The following is an 18,657-nucleotide window of genomic DNA, read 5'->3' as shown; positions in this document are numbered from 1 at the left end:
GTATTCCCCTCAGCCCTCGACCGTGATGCCCATGGAACGGGCGGTGCCGGCGATGATCTTCGACGCGGCCTCGATGTCGTTCGCATTGAGGTCGGGCTGCTTGGTGGTCGCGATCTCGCGCACCTGCTCCTTGGTGAGCTTGCCCACCTTGGTGGTGTGCGGCGTCGGCGAGCCCTTGGACAGACCGGCGGCCTTCTTGATGAGCTCAGCGGCCGGGGGCGTCTTCAGGATGAACGTGAAGCTGCGGTCCTCGTAGACGGTGATCTCGACGGGGATGACGTTGCCGCGCTGGGCCTCGGTCGCCGCGTTGTACGCCTTGCAGAACTCCATGATGTTGACGCCGTGCTGACCCAGCGCCGGACCGATCGGCGGCGCGGGGTTGGCGGCGCCGGCCTTGATCTGGAGCTTGATCAGGCCGGTAACCCTCTTCTTGGGTGCCATTTCCTTTTCCTTTCATCGAACGATTCGGGCCCGTCGACAGGCTCGGGGACCGAATCCGTTCTCCCGCACGTCCGGCATCTCCGGACAGCGGTTCCCCCGGGGCCGTGCGACGAGCGCACCCCTCGGGAAGTCTGTTGTTACTGCTTGGTGACCTGGTCGAACGACAGCTCGACCGGCGTCTCGCGCTCGAAGAGCGACACGAGCACCGTGAGCTTGCCGCTCTCGGGCTTGATCTCGCTGATCGAACCGGGAAGACCCGCGAACGAGCCCTCCTTGATCGTGATCGTCTCGCCGATCTCGAAGTCGACCTCGGTGACGACGCTGCGCGCGAGCGGCTGGCCGCCCTTCGTGGCGCCGGCCTTCGCGGGAGCGACCTCCTTGACCTCGACGAGGCTCTTCAGCATGTTGAAGGCTTCTTCGAAGCGGAGCGGGGTCGGGTTGTGCGCGTTGCCGACGAAGCCCGTGACGCCGGGCGTGTGACGCACGACCGACCAGGTGTCTTCGTTGAGCTCCATGCGCACCAGCACGTAGCCGGGGATCCGGACACGCGTGACCATCTTGCGCTGCCCGTTCTTGATCTCGACGACGTCCTCCATCGGGACCTCGACCTGGTAGATGTCGTCCTCGACCTCGAGCGTCGACTTGCGCTGCTCGATGTTGGCCTTCACCTTGCGCTCGAACCCGGCGTAGGAGTGGATGACGTACCACTTGCCCGGAAGCATCCGCAGATCCATGCGGAACTCTTCGTACGGGTCGGCGTCTTCGTCGCTCTCGCCGTCGGCCGGAGCCTCGGCGGCGTCGGCGGGCGAGACGGATGCTTCCACATCGTCGACGACGGAGGCCGCAGCATCCACGTCCTGGACGAAGTCCTCGTCGAGCACCGGTGCGTCGGGCTCGCCGTTGACGTCGGGACCGTCGTAGGGGGTGACGTCGTCGGCGGCCTCGGCGGCGCGCTCGGCGACCTCGTCCTCGAGCGACTCGGTGAGCACCTCGGCGGCGGCCTGGGCCTCAGCGGCCTGGTCGATCTCGAGCGCGTCGTTCACGATCGCGTCGGCCTCAGGGTCATCGATCTCGATCTCGTCGAGGCCGTCGCTCTCATCGGAGCCGTTCTCGTCCTCGATGTGCAGGGCGACCTGCTCGGCGGGTGCGACGGAGCGCTCCTCGGCGGCGAGCTGGTTGCCCTCCTGGGCTTCGTCGTCCTCGCTGGACTGCTCGGCCGCGGTCGCCCAGTCGGCGTCGTCGGTGAATCGTTCTGACACTTGTGTTCTCTTCCGTTCGTGGTGCGAGCGCTCGACGCGCTCCGCGGGCGCAGAGGCGCCGCTCAGGGGACGGTGCCGCCCGGTACGCCGAACACGACGCTCGTGACCCAGACGAAAAGCACGTCGAGTCCGTAGACCAGCGCCATCATCACGACGACGAAACCGAGCACGACTGCCGTGAACTTCAGCAGCTCCTGACGGGTCGGCGTGACGACCTTGCGAAGCTCTGCGAAGACCTGGCGGATGAAGATGACGATGCGCAGGAAGAAGTTGGGCTTCTTCTCGCGCGGCGCGTCACGCTTGGCGACGACGTCGCCGCCCGCCGGCTCATCCTGGACCATCGAACTCACCTGAGTACCTTCCGTGTGTCAGCGTGCGCTGACGCGCAGGGCGGACAGGAATCGAACCTGCAACCTGCGGTTTTGGAGACCGCTGCTCTGCCAATTGAGCTACCGCCCTAAGGCCTTGCGGCCCGGGATGCCCACAGTCTTCCACCCTGACCTGACCGGGGATTGTCGTCCCGACCCGCGGGCACGGCGAAAGAATGCAGACTTCAACTGCTCCATCCAGTCTATGCCATGCCCCCGGCCGAGGCGAACCGAGGCTCGGAGATCGCCGAGGTGCCGCGTTCCGGCGTCTCCGCCGGGCGGGAAGCACCCGGTCGCGGCACCTCAGCGCTCAGCGGAGGACGGGGTCGCCGTCGGGGTCGCAGAAACGGGCCAGGTCTCGAAGCGTGGGACTCGACTCCCAGTCGCCCGGGGTCATGCACAGCATGGCTCCGCAGGCGTTCGCCCGGGCCAGCCGCGACGGCGGATCGAGGCCCGCGAGCAGGCCGCTGAGGTAGCCCGCCACGAAGGCGTCGCCCGCGCCGACCGTGTCGACGACGTCGACGACGAATCCCGGGGAGTGCACGACATCGCCGTCTACGTAGGCCGTCGCGCCGTCGGCCCCGCGTTTGAGGACGACCTCGCCGCACCCCTCGTCGATCAGGTGCCGGGCCGCCGCCTCGGCCGAGTGCCCCGGCCGGAGGAACTGCAGCTCGTCGTCGCCCCCGAACACGATGTCGGCACGGGCGGCGAGCGCGCGCAGTTCGTCATCGGCAGCGGGCGAGCCGAGCGCCGAACGGTAGTTGACGTCGAAGCTGACGCGGACCCCGGCGTTCTTCGCGCGGAGGATCGCCTCGGCCACGCAGTCGCGCGCGGATGCCGAGACGAGGGCCGAGATGCCCGTGACGTGCAGCAGGTCGGCCTCCTCGACCCAGCCCTCGGGAAGATCGTCCGGCGACAGACGAGACCCCGCGGATGCTGCGCGGTAGTAGAACACCGCGGTGGACGAGGCCGACGGCCGCTCCTTCAGCATGAGGCCCGTGGGGGCGTCGGCGTCCACGACGCAACGCACGTCCACGCCCTCCGCGCGGATCTCGCGCTGCACGCGCTCTCCGAGAGGATCGTCGCCGACGCGGCCGAGCCACGACGCATCGACCCCCAGGCGGCGCAGGCCGATGGCGACGTTGCTCTCCGCGCCGCCGATGCCGAGCGCGAGGTCGGTGGCGTGACGCAGCGATCCGATCTCACGGGTGCGCATCAGCGCCATGGTCTCTCCGAGGGTCACGACGCGCGGCGCAGGTGCCGCGGCGTCCGCCGCGGTCACGGGGTCGCCCTCGCGCAGACCTCGACGAAGGCGTCCGCCCGCGCGCGCAGGGCTGCGCGATCGCCGCCTCGCAGGGCGTCGCCCAGGAGCGGCCCGCCGACGCTGACGGCGACCGCACCCGCGCGCAGCCATGCCTCCGCTCCCGTCAGGTCGACGCCGCCCGAGGGCACCACGTCGATCCCCGGGAAGGGGCCTCGCAGATCCTTGACGTAGTCGGGCGAGACCTGCCCCGCCGGGAACACCTTCACCGCCGACGCTCCCGCCGACCACGACGCGAACAGCTCGGTGGGGGTGAGTCCTCCCGGGACGATCGGGACACCGGCGGCGGTCGCCTGGGCGACCAGGGACGCCGACGTCACCGGCGTGACGAGGTAGCGGGCACCCGCGTCGACCGCGCGGGAGAGCTGGTCGGCATCCACGACGGTGCCGACGCCCAGGTCGATGCCGTCGCCGTACCGGTCGACGAGGCCGGCGAGCCGCTCGATCGTGCCGGGGGTGGTGAGGGTCAGCTCGACGCTCTGCACCCCCGCGTCGAGGAGAGCCTCGATCACGCCGTCGTAGTCGTCGGCCGAGGGCGCACGCACCACGACGATCAGTCGGGTGTCGCGGGTACGGGCGGGGAGGGCGAGGCGCACGGCCGTGTCACCAGTCATGCATGGTCCCGTCGGTGAGGCGGTTCACGGGCAGGTACGCCTTGGTGTACTCGTAGGCGGACGCCGCATCCTCGTCGAGCTCGACTCCGAGGCCGGGCTGCTCGCTCGGGTGCAGGAACCCGCTGTCGAAGGTGAACGACGTGCGGAAGACCTCGAGCGTCTGCGCGTTGTGGGGCATGTACTCCTGGATGCCGAAGTTGTGGATCGCCATGCCGAGGTGCAGCGCCGCCGCCATGCCGACGGGCGAGATGTCGGTCGGGCCGTGGATGCCGGATTTGATGCCGTAGATGCCGGCGAAGTCGAGCAGCTTCTTCATCGCGCTGATGCCGCCGGTGTGCGTGACCGCCGATCGCACGTAGTCGATGAGCCGCTCGGTGATGAGGGTCTGGTAGTCGTAGACCGAGTTGAACACCTCGCCGATCGCGAGCGGGGTGGTGCTGTGCTGGCGGACGAGCCGCAGCGCCGACTGGTCCTCCGCGGGAGTGCAGTCCTCCAGCCAGAACAGGTCGTAGGGCTCGATGTCCTTCGCGAACCGCGCCGCCTCGATCGGGGTCATGCGGTGGTGACCGTCGTGGAGGATGCGCAGATCGGTGCCGAAGTCCTCCCGGATGCGCGCGAACACGCCGGGCATGTGCGAGAGGTATTTGCGGGTGTCCCAGGTCTCCTCGGTCGGAGCCGACGCGGCCGACCCGTCCGCGGCGCGCTTGGCGGGCTCGTAGTCGTAGCGCACGCCCGGTCCCGACGACGAGACGCCGTAGATCTGGCCCAGCCCGGGGATCCCCGTCTGCACGCGCACCGCCGTGTAGCCGAGCTCCTTGTAGCCGGTGATGGCGTTCGCGAGCGCGTCGTAGTCGGTGCCGGAGGCGTGCGCGTAGACGCGCAGTCCCGATCGGCTGGCGCCCCCCAGCAGCTGGTAGAGCGGCATCCCGGCCTTCTTGGCCTTGATGTCCCACAGCGCCATGTCGACGGCGGCGATCGCGGCCATCGTGACCGGGCCGCGTCGCCAGTACGGCCCGCGGTAGAGGTACTGCCAGGTGTCCTCGATGCGGTCCTCGTCGCGACCGATGAGGGTCGAGGCGACGTGATCGCCGAGGTATGAGGCCACCGCGAGCTCGCGCCCGTTCAGTGTGGCGTCGCCCCAGCCGACGATGCCGTCGGACGTGACGATCTTCAGCGTGACGAAGTTGCGGCCGGGGCTGGTGACATTGACGGTGACGGTCTCGATCGTCATCGACGATCCTCCTTGTTCGGTGGTGCGGCCGCCGGGTGGGCGGCCGCACCAGGGGGTGTGACGGGTGCTGCCGACCTCACATGGCGGCGCGCGGGTCGGTCAGGTCGCGACCGGTCCATTCCTTCGCGACGAGGGCCGCGATGAGGGCGGATGCGGTGAACAGCCCCATGAGGATCATGATGGGCACGACGCTGCCCGTGGTGGCGGCGACCCAGGCGGCGACGATGACCGGTCCGATTCCCGTCGCGATGATCGCGGCGATCTCGCGGACGATCGCGGTGAGGGTGTAGCGGTTGCGGGCGCCGAAGATCTCGGGGATCGAGATGTTCTCCATCGACGCCAGTCCGAGCACCGACACGTTGTGGATCACGACGTAGCCGACGAAGATCCAGCCGACCTCCTTCGAGGCGATCGCGAGCATCGTCGGGACGATCAGCACCAGCGAGATCGACGACATGATGATGTACATCCGGCGGCGGCCGATGCGGTCGCCGAGCCAGCCGACGATCGGGATGGTGGCGAACCCGACCAGCGACGAGACGATGACGACCTCGGCGCCGACGCCCTTCTGCACCGCGAGGGTCACCGTGATGAACGAGATCAGGTACGTCTGGATCAGACCCGAGTTTCCGGCCTGGCCGAAGCGCAGGAAGAAGGACACCAGGAACGCCTTGACGGGCTTGCGCTCCAGCGACTCGAGGGTGCGCACGTCGTTCGTGGCCGTGGCCTGCTCCACCATCTGCTCGCGAGACATCGCCACGCCGTCGACGACGTCGACGCGCTCCTCGAAGACCGGGCTCTCCTTGACGCTCATCCGCACCCAGATGGCGAAGATCATGATGACGGCACTGCCGATGAAGGGGATGCGCCATCCCCAGGCGATGACGTCGCTCTCGAGCATCACAGCGAGGAGGATCGCCCAGATGCCCGAGGCGAGCAGCGTGCCGCAGTTCGTGCCGAGCGCCACCAGCGAGGCGATGATGCCGCGGCGGTTGGTCGGCGCGTACTCCGAGAGCATGACGCCGGCGCCGGAGATCTCCGCTCCCGCGCCGAAGCCCTGCGCCAGACGCAGGATGACCAGCAGGATCGGGGCCAGCACGCCGACCTGCGCGTAGGTCGGCAGCACTCCGATGAGGGTGGTCGCCGCGCCCATCAGCAGGATCGTGTAGAAAAGCACCTTCTTACGACCGATGCGGTCGCCCATGCGGGCGAAGTAGACGGCGCCGATCGGGCGGGCGATGTAGCCGACGCCGTAGGTCGCCATGGCGAGCACGACCGCCATGGCCGGGTCGGTCGAACCGAAGAACAGCTGGTTGAACACCAGGGCTGCGGCCAGGGAGTAGAGCTGGAAGTCCATGAACTCCAGCGCCGTGCCGAGCCAGCCCGAGACGGCGGCGCGGACGAGGTCGCCCGTGGACCGCTTGGCGGCCGGATCGGCTGCGGCGGTGCTCGCCGCCTGCTGCGGTGTGGTCATATCGATACTCCTTCGTACGGACTGTCGTCGGTGATGCGGGGTGGGTTCAGGGGTCAGAGCTGCAGGAGGACCTTGGCCGACTCGGACGAGTTCCGAGCGATCCGGAAGGCCTCGACCGCGTCCGCGGCGGGGATGACGTGGGAGATGACCGGGCCGAGGGCGTCCGACTCCGCCAGCATCGCGATCGCGTCGTCGATCTCGTTCGAGAACCGGAAGGCGCCGCGGATGGTCACCTCCTTCGCGAGGATCGGCGCGAGGTTCACTGCGATCTCGGCGTTCGGCAGCATCCCGACCTGCACGATGTGCCCGGCCCGTCCGACCGCGCGGACCGCCTGGGTGAGCGCCGAGGCGACGCCGGAGCACTCGAACACGATGTCGTACGACTCGTCGGCGATCTCGTCGCGCCCGACGAGGCTCGGCTCCGACGCGCCCAGCGCGACGGCACGGTCCAAGGGTTCGGGACGCACGTCGGCGACGCCGATGTCCGAGGCTCCGGCACGGCGGAGCGCGGCGACGACGAGGAGGCCGATCGGGCCCGCCCCGATCACGAGCGCGCGACGACCCTCCACTCCCCCGGCGAGAGACACCGCGTGGAGCGCGACGGCCAGCGGTTCGGCCAGGGCCGCGCGCTCGAGGGGAAGACCGGCGGGAAGCACGCGGATCATCGGCGCCTCGACGACGACGAACTCGGATGCGGCACCCTGGCGGTGGGGGAACGATGCCGCACTGCCCAGATAGTCGCCGCCCGGACGAAGGTGGGGGCGCTCCTCGAGTCCCGGGCGGTCGGGCCCGAACCGCGCGGGGTGCACCGTCACGGGGGTGCCGGGCTCGAGCACACCCGAGGGGTCGAGGTCGACGACCGCGGAGAACTCGTGGCCCGGAGTCAGCGGCTCCTTGACGGCGTACTCGCCGTTCGCGCCGTGGAAGTGGTAGTGCAGGTCGGATCCGCAGATGCCGACGTAACGGACGCGAAGCCGCACGTCGCCGGGCCCGGGCGCGGGGACCTCGCGGTCCTCCCAGTGCAGGTCTTCCTTGCCGTGGATCGCGAGGACCTTCATCGTGTCTCCGTTCGTGCGGCCGAGGCCGCCGTCGCTTCGCGCGCGGCTGCGCGCGCTCCGTGGTGCACGATCGTGTCGACGAGTTCCTCGACGCGACCGGCGAAAGACTCGTGGGCGACGAGCGCGTCGGGGAGGAAGCCGCCCGTGAGCACACGTCGCGCGTGCTCTCGCGCAGTGCGGGCGCCACGCGTGGCCTGCGCCAGGCGCTCGCGCGCGGGTTCGTTCATCTCCGCCGCCACCGGCCCGGCGTCGAAGCCGGGAGGGGCCGACACCGCGGCGATCCACGCGGCCGTCGTCAGGGCGAGCATGTGAGGCACGCGTCCGTCCGCGAGCGCGTGGAGCGCAGCATCCGGAATCCTCTGCAGCAGCTTCGTCGATCCGTCGGAGCCGACGCGCGCGGTGCGGTCGCCCAGCGCAGTGTTGCCCCAGCGGTGCGTCAGCTGCTCGACGTAGGGCGCAGAGTCGAAGCCGCGCGGCAGCCGGATGCTCGGGAGGTAGTCGTCGCGGATGCCCGCGAGCACCGCGTCGCGGACGAAGTCCTGGCTCCACGCGTCGGGGATCGTCGGCTGGCCGTCGAGGCCGCCGAGATAGGCGATGAGCGAGTGCGAGCCGTTGAGAAGGCGCAGCTTCACGAGCTCGTACGCCTCGACCTCGTCGCTCATGATCGCCCCGGCCCGATCCCACGCCGGGCGTCCGGCGGCGAAGTCGTCTTCGAGCACCCACATCGAGAACTTCTCGGCGCGCACCGGGGCCCGGTCGACGACGCCCAGGAGCGCGGCGACCTCGTCGGAGGTCTGGGGCGTGGTGCCCGGAACGATGCGGTCGACCATCGCATTGGGGAACGAGACGCGGTTCGCGACGAAGTCGAGAACATCGCCGGTCGCACCGGACGACTGCAGGAACTCGGTCACGACCTGGCGGGTCGCGCGACCGGCCGACTGCAGGTTGTCGCACGAGAGCACGGTGAAGGGCTCGCCCGTCTCGGCTCGCAGCGTCAGCCCTCGCGCGACGAGGCCGACAGCGGTGCGGGGACTCTGCGGGGCATCGAGGTCGGCGCGCACGTCGGCGTGGTCGACGTCGAGCGCGCCGGTGCGCGGCGAGCGCGAGTAGCCCACTTCCGACACGGTGAGGGTGAGGATGCGGTGCCCGGGCTCGACGAGCGAGGCGACGAACGCGCCGGGGTCCGCGGCGACGACCCCCACGCGTCGGTGCACGTCGACGACGCCGGCGCGGGTGCCCTCGCCCGAGAGCTCGAGGATCGAGTACCGGTGGTCTTGCGCGCGCATCGGGCCGGCGACCCGGTCGGACGCGTTCGCGAAGCCCGCGATGCCCCAGTCGCCTCCCTCCACGGCGAGCGCCTCCGCGGTGAAGACAGCGGCATGAGCCCGGTGGAAGTTGCCGAGTCCGAGGTGCACGATGCCGGTGGCGTCGGGAGCGCAAGCGCCGATCAGGGCGCCCGCGGGCGTGGTGTCGCGGGAGAGAGCTCGCATCGTCGCGCTCCGGTTCGTGGTGGTGGGGAAGATTCGAAGCGTTCCGTATTATGGACCGATCGGATCGCTCTGCGGAACAGATTATCCAGCGGGGCGGTGCAGCGCAACCCGGAGCCGTCCGCTCCGACGGGCGCCGCCTAAGATGACAAACGATCGGAGACACCGTGGACTCGACAACGAACCCCGCTGCCGCCTCTCCCGTCGGCAGCGTCGACAAGGCCCTGGCGCTCGTGGAGCTGCTCGCCGAGGCCGGCCCCGCCGGTCTCGCCCTGCGCGATGTCGTCGAGGCGAGCGGGCTCAACAAGCCCTCCGCTCACCGGATGCTGCAGGCCCTCGTGCACCGCGGTTTCGCCGAGCAGGATGCGGCGCAGCGCTACCGGTTCGGATCGCGCCCGGCCGTTCTCGTCGACACCTTCCTGCGCGAGGAGAATCTCCCCGCGCTCCTGCGACCGACCCTGCTGTCGATCTCGCACGACGTGCAGGAGCTCGTGCACCTCGGCATCCTCGAGGCTCCGAACGTGCTCTACCTCGACAAGGTCGAACCCGACCGCACGATGCGCGTGTGGTCGCGCGTCGGTCGTCAGGCGCGCGCCCTGACCACCGCGCTCGGCCGGGCGATGGTCGCCGCCGAGGACACCCCCGACGACCGCCTCGACGCCTACGGCGCGGGAGCCGACGACGCCGTCGTCGAACGCTTCCGCGAGGCCGTCGCCCTCGCCCGGGTGCGCGGCTACGCCGCCGAGCAGGAGGAGAACGAAGCGGGCATCTCCTGCGTCGCCGTCGCCCTGCGCCGCTCGTCGGGCCTGCCCATCGCGGTGAGCATCACGGGCCCGAGCAGCCGCATGACGCCCGACCGCATCGACGAGCTCGGCGCCCTGCTGCGCGAGAACCTCGGCGCTTCGGGCCTCCCCGGCTTCCGTCTCGCACCCCTGCGCCCGGTCGCCGTCGGCTGACCGGGAGGCCGCGCGTTCGCCGAGGTGCCGCGATCCGGGCCCACCGCAGTGCGGGAGGCACCCGATCGAGGCACCTCAGGAGGGAGGGCAGGATGCTGGGCCGCTCAGCCGATGCGGATCAGCTTCTTGTTCACGAATTCGTCCGCGGCGAGAAGGCCCAGCTCACGGGACGTACCGCTGCGCTTGACGCCGCCGAACGGCAGCTCGGGCGAATCGGCGAGCACGAGGTTGACGTAGACCATGCCGGCGTCGAGGCGGTCGGCCACGCGCTCGGCCTGCTCGGCGTCGGTGGTGAACACGTACGACCCGAGGCCGAACGGGGTGTCGTTCGCGAGCTCGACCGCCGCGTCCTCGTCGGCGACGCGGTACACCGCACCGACGGGGCCGAAGAACTCCTCGCTGTAGGCGTCCATGTCGCGGGTGACGCCGGTGAGCACGGTCGGCGCGAAGAACGCTCCGTCGCGCGTGCCGCCGGTCACCAGCGTGGCGCCCTGCGCGACGGCGCGGTCGACCTGCTCGGCGAGCCGCTCGGCGGCCACCAGCGACGACAGCGGGCCGAGCACGGTGTCGTCGGCGTCGGGGTCTCCGACCTTCGCGCCGCTCATCTCGGCGGTGAACTTCTCCAGGAACGCGTCGTAGAGGTCGTCGACGACGATGAAGCGCTTCGCGCCGTTGCACGACTGCCCGGTGTTGTCCAGGCGCGCACCGACGGCGGCCTCCACCGCCGCGTCGAGGTCGTCGGTCGACAGCAGGATGAAGGGGTCGGATCCGCCGAGCTCGAGCGCGACCTTCTTGAGGTTGCGTCCTGCGACCTCTGCGACGGCGGCTCCGGCGCGCTCCGACCCCGTGACCGAGACGCCGTGCACGCGGGGATCGGCGATGATGTCGGCGGCCTGCTCGTTCGTGATGCGCAGGTCGACGTAGGCGCCGTCGGGGAAGCCGGCATCGCGGTAGATCGCCTCGATCGCAAGAGCCGACTCGGGGCACTGGGGCGCGTGCTTGAGCAGGATCGTGTTGCCGATCGCCAGGTTCGGCGCGGCGAAGCGGGCCACCTGGTAGTACGGGAAGTTCCACGGCATGATGCCCAGCAGCGCCCCCAGAGGGGAGCGACGGATGACCGCGGTGCCGTCGCCGAGAATGTCGATCGGCTGGTCGGCGGTGATCCGGTCGATCTGGTCGGCGTAGTACTCGGTGATGTCGGCGGCGAAGCCGACCTCCTCGAGCGCCGCCGAGTGCACCTTGCCCATCTCCCGGACGATGATCGCGGCGAGGTCGTCAGCCCGATCGCGGTGCAGCTGAGCGGCGCGGCGCAGCAGCTCCGCGCGCTCGGCGGGTGCGGTCGCGGCCCAGGTGCGAGCCGCAGCATCCGCCCGACGCACCGCGTCGTCGACGGCCGCGTCGTCGAAGGTGTCGTAGGTGGCGAGGGTCTCGCCCGTGGCGGGGTTCACGACGGCGTAGTCGGTCATGGCTTCTCCGATCGGTTGGCTGCGGTCTGACGCCGGCGACGAGCGCTCGGCGGGGCGTCGAGCGAGAGCGTCTCGCCCTTGAAGAAGGCGGGACGACGTATCGCCTGCCACACCATGATGACGATGCCGAGAGCGATGATGGTCACGCCCAGCACGAACACGAGCCCGACGCCGAAGACCGACGAGCCGCTGCCGTACTCGGGGTCCATGCTGTCGATCAGCGTCGTCACGAACAGCACGGCGAGGATCACTCCGCCCACCAGCGGGAAGAGGAACGTGAAGAAGACGTTGCGCACCGAGTCGAACCACTGCTTGCGGAAGTACCAGACGCACGCGAAAGCCGTCAGGCCGTAGTAGAAGCAGATCATCATGCCGAGCGTCAGGATCGTGTCGGTCAAGACGCTGACCGATACGAAGCGCATGACCGCGTAGAAGACGGATGCGACGATGGCCGCCGCGATCGTGGCGTACCCCGGCGTGAAGAACCGTGGGCTGACCGTGGCGAACTTGGGCGGGAGTGCTCCGTAGTGCCCCATCGCGAGGAGGGTGCGGGCGGGAGAGACGAAGGTCGACTGGAGCGAGGCCGCCGAGCTCGTGAGCACCGCGAGCGAGACGAGGAAGGCCAGCGGCCCCATGATCGGCCCCGACAGGTGGAAGAACACGTTGTCGCTGATGTCGGAGTTGCCGAGCCCCAGCTCACCCGTGCCGACGCCCGCGAACATGATGAGCGCGATCGACAGGAGCAGGTAGAGCACCACGATCGTGATGACGGTGATGGTCGCCGCGCGTCCGGGCGTCTTGTCGGGGTCTTTCGTCTCCTCGTTCATGGTGAGCGTGACGTCCCACCCCCAGAAGATGAAGATCGACAGCGAGAGCCCCGCGGCGAAGGCGCTGAACGACGACACCGCGAACGGGTTGAACCAGCTCCAGTCGATCGGGGTGGCGTCGAACGCGTTGCCGGACGCGACGTGCACGATCGCGGCGACGGCGAAGACGACGAGCACGATCACCTGGAACCCGACGAGCACGTACTGCAGCTTCTGCGTGGTCTGCATGTCGCGGTACGAGACGAAGGTCGCGCCCAGGACGAACAGCAGGCAGACGATCACGTTGACCACGGGGTTCGCGGCGATATCGGCGATCTCGGCGTTGTTGGTGATCTGCGCGATGAGGAGGAATAGGAAGTCGACCGCGATGCCGGCGAGGTTCGACAGCACGATCACGGTCGCCGCGATCAGGCCCCAGCCCGCCATCCAGCCGATCCACGGCCCGAACGCGCGCGAGGCCCACGTGAACGAGGTGCCCGAGTCGGGCATGCGGTTGTTCAGCTCGCGGTAGCCGAAGGCGACGAGCAGCATCGGGATGAAGCCCACGAGGATGATCGCGGGCACCTGCACGCCGACCTCCGACGCCGTCGGACCGAGCGCCGCGGTCAGCGTGTAGGCCGGCGCGATGCACGAGATACCGATCACGATGGCGCCGATGAGGCCCACCGTCCCGGCCGAGAGCCCCTTGCCGGAGAGGCCGCCGGCCTCGGCGCCGGTGGCGGGAGCGAGCGGGGTGCCTTCTGGAGCGGTCATCGTCGATCTCCTTCGGTGGCGCGGGTACGGGGCACGACGAGGAGCGGCACGGGCAGCTCGTGCAGCATCTTCGCCGCGGTGGAACCGAGGAACAGGCGTCGCGGCTGCGCCAGTCGCGAAGATCCGACGACGGCGATCTCGCCGGGGTCCCAGGCCGCGGCGCCGACGGCGTCTTCGATGCTCTCGCCGCGGGCGACGACGGCGTCGGCGGCGAGGCCCGCGGGCAGTGCTTCCCGGGCCCGGCCCAGCACGCCGTCGGCGTGCTCGGAGCCGGCGACGCGGATCGCGGCGGTGTCGAGTCCGGCGGGCAGGTCGATCGTCTCGATCGAGATGAGCCGCAGCGGCACGGATGCCGCCGTCGCGAGCGAGACGCTCTCCTCCAGCAGCACGTCGGCGCCCGGTCGGGTGCCCACGAACGTGGTGACGCGGGTGAGCGCCGTCTCCGGATCCAGCAACCGCGACCCCTCCGGGGCCAGCGCGACCGGCACGTCGGAGGAGTGCAACAGCTCGCTCGCGACGCTGCCGAGACGGTGCCGGCCCCGGATCCCCCCGTTGGCCGCCCCCACGACGATGCAACGGGCACCGAGCTCGTCCGCTGCGGCGATGAGGCCCTCGGCGAACGACTCGGCGTATCTCAGGTGCGTGCGGTGGCGCGCCGCATCCGCGATCTTCTCGCCCGCTCCCGCCAGCCACGCCTCCGCCTGCTCGCGCAGGTGCCGGACGTACCCGGCGTCGGGCGGCACGATGGCGTTGCGCGACTCGTCGGGGAGGACGAGCACGACCTCGAGCGGTGCGCCCGAGGCGCGCGCGAGGCGTGTGCCGAGGGCGAGGGCGTCGTCCCCGGCGTCGGTGGCCGTGTAGCCGACGACGATCGGACCGCTCATGCGCCCGGCTCGCTCTCGGCGGTCTCGGATCGCGTGGTCAGGATCTCGGATGCGGCGTGCCGCCCCATGCGGATCGCCCCGTCGACGTGCTGGTAGCCGGGGCCGGCGATGTCGCTGCACGCGAAGTGGATCGGACCGACCGGCTCGCGCAGGTATTCGCCGTAGCGGGCGAGTCCGCCGATGTCGAAGCTCGCGGCGTAGGCCCCGCGGGTCCACTCCTCGGTGCCCCAGTCGCTCTCGTAGTAGACCACCGGGCTCTTCGCCTCTTCGCCGTAATAGTGCGAGAGCGATTCGAGGATGCGCTCCTTGCGCTCCTCCGCGGAGAGGCGGAACAGGTCGTCGGCGGTGCGGTCGGAGACGAAGCCGACCAGTGTGCCGCGCTCATCGCCATGGTTGCTGTTGTCGTAGGCCTCGTGCGACAGCTCGTACGGGCTGAACGCGGTGCCCGACAGGCCCTTGTCGCGCCAGAACGGCGTCTCGTACACCGCGTGCACCTTGATGACGAACCCCATCGAGAGGTGCTGGTGCATCTGGTGCTGCAGACGCGGGAGCGGAGGGACGAACGAGATGCGCGGGTAGAGCACCGGCGCGAGCGCCAGGATCGCGTGGCGGGCCCGCACGGTCATACCGTCGGCGACGGCGGTGACGCCTCCCCCGGTCGCTGAGCTCGTCGAAGCGTCCCACTCCAGGGTGCGGACCGGCTGCCCCAGGAAGACGTCGTCGCCCAGTCGCTCCGCGAGGAGGAGCGGCACCTGCTGAAGCCCGCCGACGACCCGCTTGTCGAGGATGAAGTCGGCGTCGACGAGGTGGGAGTACGAGCCGGCCGATGCCGCCATGAGCAGCGACGCCAGCAGAGAGAACGAGTGCGTGGGCTTGGTCAGCATGGCCGAGCCGGTCGCGAACGCCAGGTTGCGCACCGCCTCGTCGTCGTCGGTCTGCGCACGCAGCCAGGCGTCCCACGACACGGCGTCCCACTCGGCGGCCTTCTCGTGCGCCCACGGCCGATCGGGGTCGATCTCCGCGACCATCGCGTCGAGGCGCTCGGTGATCTCGGCGATGGTGCGCTCGGTGTCGGCGCTGACCGGGAACATCTCTCCCGTGAAGCGGTGGGCGACCCCGTCGGGGCCGACGTAGACGCTCTCCCCTTCGCGGTAGCGGCTGAAGGTCTCGAGCCCGAGGTCGGCGACGGTCTCGATGAGGGCGTCCTGGTCGGGCGAGACCCACTGCCCGCCGAGCTCGAGCATCGCGCCGTCGATGACGTCGGTCCACAGCCGCCCGCCGACACGGTCGCGCGCCTCGAGCACGGCGACCGACAGCCCGGCCTTGCGCAGCTCGTTCGCGGCGGTCAGGCCCGCGGCCCCCGCGCCGACGATGACGACGTCTCTGGTGATCTCGGTCATGGGGTCTGCCTTTCTTCGCTGAACGGTGTCGGTCGGGGCGCTGCCCCGGGCATGGGTCCTGCTATGCGGCGGCGAGGGCGGCCGCGACGACGTCGAGGCCCTCGCCGAGCAGATGGTCGGGGATCGACAGGGGCGGGAGGAAGCGGATCACGTTGCCGTACGTGCCGCAGGTGAGCACGATCACGCCCTCCGCGATGCACGCCTTCGCCACCGCCCCGGCGAGTGCGGCGTCGGGCTGGCCGGTGGCCGGGTCGACGAACTCCGCGGCGATCATGGCGCCGCGCCCGCGCACGTCGCCGACGCGCGGATCGGACGACTGGATGCTGCGCAGTCGCCCGACGAGAACCTCGCCGAGCTCGCGCGCCCGGGCCGAGAGGTCTTCGTCCTCAAACGCCTGGATGGCGGCGAGCGCGGCGGCGCAGGCGATCGGGTTGCCGCCGTAGGTGCCCCCGAGGCCGCCGGCGTGGGCGGCGTCCATCAGCTCGGTGCGCCCGGTGACCGCCGCGAGCGGGAGACCGCCGGCGATGCCCTTCGCGGTGGTGACGAGGTCGGGGACGATGCCGAAGAGGTCGCTGGCGAACATCGCGCCGGTGCGGGCGAATCCCGACTGCACCTCGTCGGCGATGAAGACGACGCCGTTCGCGCGGCACCAGTCGACCAGTGCGGGGAGGAATCCGTCGGCGGGGACGATGAAGCCGCCTTCGCCCTGGATGGGCTCGATGAGCACGGCGGCGAGGTTGTCGGCGCCGATCTGCTTCTCGATGAGCGAGATGGCCTTGGCCGCCGCATCCGCCCCGCTCAGTCCGTCGCGGAACGGGTACGACATCGGTGCGCGGTACACCTCGGAGGCGAACGGGCCGAACCCGCTCTTGTACGGCATGCTCTTCGCCGTCAGGGCCATCGTGAGGTTCGTGCGCCCGTGGTAGGCGTGGTCGAAGGCGACGACGGCCTGGCGTCCGGTGGCCTTGCGGGCGATCTTCACCGCGTTCTCGACGGCCTCGGCACCCGAGTTGAACAGGGCGCTCTTCTTCGCGTGGTCGCCGGGGGTGAGGCGGTTGAGCGCCTCGGCCACGGCCACGTACGACTCGTACGGAGAGATCATGAAGCACGTGTGGGTGAACTGCGCGACCTGCGCCTGCACGGCCGCGACGACCGCGGGGTGCGCGTTGCCGACCGTGGTGACGGCGATGCCGGAACCGAGGTCGATGAGCGAGTTGCCGTCGGCGTCGACGACCACACCACCACCGGCGGCCACCGCGTGGATCGGCACCGTGTGCCCGACCCCGGATGCGACGGCCGCGGCCTTGCGCGCCAGCAGCTCCTGCGAGGCGGGTCCGGGGATGGGGGTGACGAGCCGGCGCTCCTGCGGAAGCGACGGGCCGCCGACGAGGGGGGCGTGATCGGTGAGGCTCATGGTCGGATGCTACGGACCGGGCCGCGCACCGCTGAATCGCCTCCGTGTACATTCGTCAGCGTCGTTGTGTACGCACTGTCGAAGAGGCGGTGTCGAAGAAGCACTGGTGAAGAAGCGCTGGTGAAGAAGCGCCGTCGAGGAGGACCTGTGGACCGAGCGATCGACCGGCCGACGGTGCGCGCCCTGCTGGCGCGGACCGATCTGCGCCTGACCCTCGCGACGACCGAGGACGATCTCGGACCCGACGCGCTCGACCACCCCGTGCAGTGGGTGCACAGCACCGACCTGCTCGATCCGACGCCGTTCCTCTCGGAGGGACTCGTGCTGCTGACCACGGGCACCCAGTTCGTCGCCGCCCCCGATGACGCCGCCCTGTACGACGGGTACGTCCGGCGGCTGCGCGATCGGGGTGTGGCCGCGCTCGGTTTCGGCACCGAGGTCGTGCGCGACGGCATTCCGCCGCTCCTCCTCGCCGCCTGTCGTCGTGACCGGATGCCGCTGTTCGAGGTGCCCTACCGCACGCCGTTCATCGCCGTGGCGCGCGCGAACGCCGAGACCATCGCCGCCGGCGACTACGCCCGCCGCAGCTGGGCGCTCGCGGCGCAGCGGGCCGTGTCGCTCGCTGCTCTCCGCCCGGACGGCCTCTCGGCGACACTGGCAGAACTCGCCCGCCAGCTCGATGCCTGGGTCGGCCTCTTCGATCCGTCGGGGGCGCTGCGCCGCGAGCATCCGACCGACGCCCTCGACGCCGAGACGCGCCGCGCACTCGAGTCGGAGGTCGGGGCGGTGCTGCGACGGGGGGCGCGCGCGGGCTCGTCGCTGCAGATCGGCGCGACGCCCTTCTCGCTGCAGACCCTCGGCCGCGGCGGGCACCTCCGCGGCGTGATCGCGATCGCCGGCGGCGCGCTCGACGCCGAGGGGCGCGCGGTCGTGACCTCCGTCATCGCCCTCGCCGGGCTCGCGCTCGAGCAGAACGACGGGGTCGCCCGAGCACGGGCGCTGCTGCGCGGAGGAGTGGTCCACGCGCTCCTCGCCGGCGACGTCGTGCTCGCGCGGCGCTTCGGACGGGAGCTGTGGGGCGGGCTCCCCTCGGCGCCGGTCGTCGTCGGGATCGCCGACGCGACACCGGCGGCCGCCGACGCCGCCGCCGAATGGCTGGAAGGACGCGCGGCCGAGGCGCCGGGAACGGTGCTCTTCGGCCGCGGTCCGCACGGGCTCGTCTTCGCGCTGGCAGAGCCGGCCGAGAACCTCGCCGCCGAGCTCGCCGATCGCTTCGGCGCGCGCGTCGGCCTGTCGAGCGCCGTGTCGTACGCGGTGTTCGCGCAGGGGCACGACGAGGCGTGGTCGGCGCTGCGGCGCGGCGGCGCCGGAGTCTCGCGATTCGGCGACGTCGCCGCATCCGGCATCCTCGGCGCCCTCGACACCGACGTCGCCCGGCTGGTCGCCGCATCCGCTCTCGCGCCCCTCGTCGACCACGACCGCGCCCACGGCACGGAACTGGTCGCCACCGCCCGCGCGTGGCTCGAGAACGACGCGCGACTGGATGCGACCGCGACAGCCCTCGGGGTGCACCGCCACACGGTGCGCGCGCGGATCGGGCTGGTCGAGCGCACCCTCAACACCGACCTGACCGCGTTCCCGGCACGCGCGGAGCTGTGGGCGGCGCTGCGGGTCGCGCAGGGCTGACGACGGCACTCGTCGAGA

Annotated in this window: 16 protein-coding genes and 1 tRNA gene; 2 read left to right on the top strand and 15 right to left on the bottom strand. The window is 70.7% G+C overall.

Annotated elements, in window-relative coordinates; translation table 11 throughout:
* Window positions 1-9 precede the first annotated feature (9 nt).
* The 10 genes from rplK to FVP77_RS01005 form a co-directional block, all read right to left on the bottom strand.
* Window positions 10-441, bottom strand: a complete 432-nt coding sequence (gene rplK, locus FVP77_RS01050; protein ID WP_116647803.1) for a 50S ribosomal protein L11 — start codon at window positions 439-441, stop codon at window positions 10-12.
* Between the two features lie 137 nt (window positions 442-578).
* A complete protein-coding gene (nusG, locus tag FVP77_RS01045; RefSeq protein WP_147892856.1) occupies window positions 579-1,700 on the bottom strand; it encodes a transcription termination/antitermination protein NusG in 1,122 nt (373 codons plus the stop codon).
* Window positions 1,701-1,762: 62 nt separating this feature from the next.
* Window positions 1,763-2,041 carry a preprotein translocase subunit SecE gene (gene secE / locus FVP77_RS01040; protein WP_116647801.1) on the bottom strand — a complete coding sequence of 93 codons (279 nt, stop codon included), beginning with the start codon at window positions 2,039-2,041 and terminating at the stop codon, window positions 1,763-1,765.
* 45 nt (window positions 2,042-2,086) lie between these two features.
* Window positions 2,087-2,159: transfer RNA gene (locus FVP77_RS01035), tRNA-Trp, on the bottom strand.
* A gap of 219 nt (window positions 2,160-2,378) precedes the next feature.
* A complete protein-coding gene (locus tag FVP77_RS01030) occupies window positions 2,379-3,293 on the bottom strand; it encodes a sugar kinase (RefSeq protein WP_222707708.1) in 915 nt (304 codons plus the stop codon).
* A gap of 53 nt (window positions 3,294-3,346) precedes the next feature.
* The gene (locus FVP77_RS01025) at window positions 3,347-4,003 is read right to left on the bottom strand and encodes a bifunctional 4-hydroxy-2-oxoglutarate aldolase/2-dehydro-3-deoxy-phosphogluconate aldolase (RefSeq protein ID WP_147892855.1); all 657 of its coding nucleotides are present in this window, start codon (window positions 4,001-4,003) and stop codon (window positions 3,347-3,349) included.
* Window positions 3,993-5,234: a D-mannonate dehydratase ManD gene (gene manD / locus FVP77_RS01020; RefSeq protein WP_147892854.1), complete on the bottom strand. Its 1,242-nt coding sequence runs from the start codon at window positions 5,232-5,234 to the stop codon at window positions 3,993-3,995. Before manD ends, FVP77_RS01025 begins: the two co-directional genes overlap by 11 nt.
* 76 nt (window positions 5,235-5,310) lie before the next feature.
* Window positions 5,311-6,708: an MFS transporter gene (locus tag FVP77_RS01015; RefSeq protein WP_147892853.1), complete on the bottom strand. Its 1,398-nt coding sequence runs from the start codon at window positions 6,706-6,708 to the stop codon at window positions 5,311-5,313.
* A 53-nt stretch (window positions 6,709-6,761) separates the two neighbouring features.
* Entirely contained in the window at window positions 6,762-7,766 is a 1,005-nt protein-coding gene (locus FVP77_RS01010) for an L-idonate 5-dehydrogenase (RefSeq protein ID WP_147892852.1), read from the bottom strand.
* Window positions 7,763-9,256 (bottom strand): mannitol dehydrogenase family protein, encoded by a 1,494-nt coding sequence (locus FVP77_RS01005; RefSeq protein ID WP_147892851.1) that lies wholly within the window; start codon window positions 9,254-9,256, stop codon window positions 7,763-7,765. The genes FVP77_RS01010 and FVP77_RS01005 overlap by 4 nt, the downstream gene beginning before the upstream one ends.
* 164 nt (window positions 9,257-9,420) lie before the next feature.
* Here FVP77_RS01005 and FVP77_RS01000 point away from each other — a divergent pair, with 164 nt between their 5' ends.
* Window positions 9,421-10,209 (top strand): IclR family transcriptional regulator, encoded by a 789-nt coding sequence (locus FVP77_RS01000; RefSeq protein WP_147892850.1) that lies wholly within the window; start codon window positions 9,421-9,423, stop codon window positions 10,207-10,209.
* Window positions 10,210-10,313: 104 nt separating this feature from the next.
* On the opposite strand, the gene FVP77_RS00995 is transcribed toward FVP77_RS01000, so the two are convergent.
* The 5 genes from FVP77_RS00995 to gabT form a co-directional block, all read right to left on the bottom strand.
* A complete protein-coding gene (locus FVP77_RS00995; RefSeq protein ID WP_147892849.1) occupies window positions 10,314-11,675 on the bottom strand; it encodes an NAD-dependent succinate-semialdehyde dehydrogenase in 1,362 nt (453 codons plus the stop codon).
* Window positions 11,672-13,255: an APC family permease gene (locus tag FVP77_RS00990; RefSeq protein WP_147892848.1), complete on the bottom strand. Its 1,584-nt coding sequence runs from the start codon at window positions 13,253-13,255 to the stop codon at window positions 11,672-11,674. The genes FVP77_RS00995 and FVP77_RS00990 overlap by 4 nt, the downstream gene beginning before the upstream one ends.
* Window positions 13,252-14,139: a universal stress protein gene (locus FVP77_RS00985; protein WP_147892847.1), complete on the bottom strand. Its 888-nt coding sequence runs from the start codon at window positions 14,137-14,139 to the stop codon at window positions 13,252-13,254. The genes FVP77_RS00990 and FVP77_RS00985 overlap by 4 nt, the downstream gene beginning before the upstream one ends.
* Window positions 14,136-15,539 (bottom strand): flavin monoamine oxidase family protein, encoded by a 1,404-nt coding sequence (locus tag FVP77_RS00980; protein ID WP_147892846.1) that lies wholly within the window; start codon window positions 15,537-15,539, stop codon window positions 14,136-14,138. The genes FVP77_RS00985 and FVP77_RS00980 overlap by 4 nt, the downstream gene beginning before the upstream one ends.
* A 61-nt stretch (window positions 15,540-15,600) precedes the next feature.
* Entirely contained in the window at window positions 15,601-16,953 is a 1,353-nt protein-coding gene (gabT, locus tag FVP77_RS00975; RefSeq protein ID WP_147892845.1) for a 4-aminobutyrate--2-oxoglutarate transaminase, read from the bottom strand.
* A 147-nt stretch (window positions 16,954-17,100) separates the two neighbouring features.
* On the opposite strand from gabT, the gene FVP77_RS00970 reads away from it, so the two are divergent.
* Window positions 17,101-18,639, top strand: coding sequence for a PucR family transcriptional regulator (locus tag FVP77_RS00970; RefSeq protein ID WP_246133923.1), 1,539 nt, complete (start codon window positions 17,101-17,103; stop codon window positions 18,637-18,639).
* The last annotated feature ends 18 nt before the right edge of the window (window positions 18,640-18,657 follow it).

Origin of the sequence: Microbacterium hatanonis, from assembly GCF_008017415.1 — a bacterium.
GTDB lineage: Bacteria > Actinomycetota > Actinomycetes > Actinomycetales > Microbacteriaceae > Microbacterium > Microbacterium hatanonis.
This window is presented reverse-complemented; position numbering and strand designations above follow the sequence as displayed.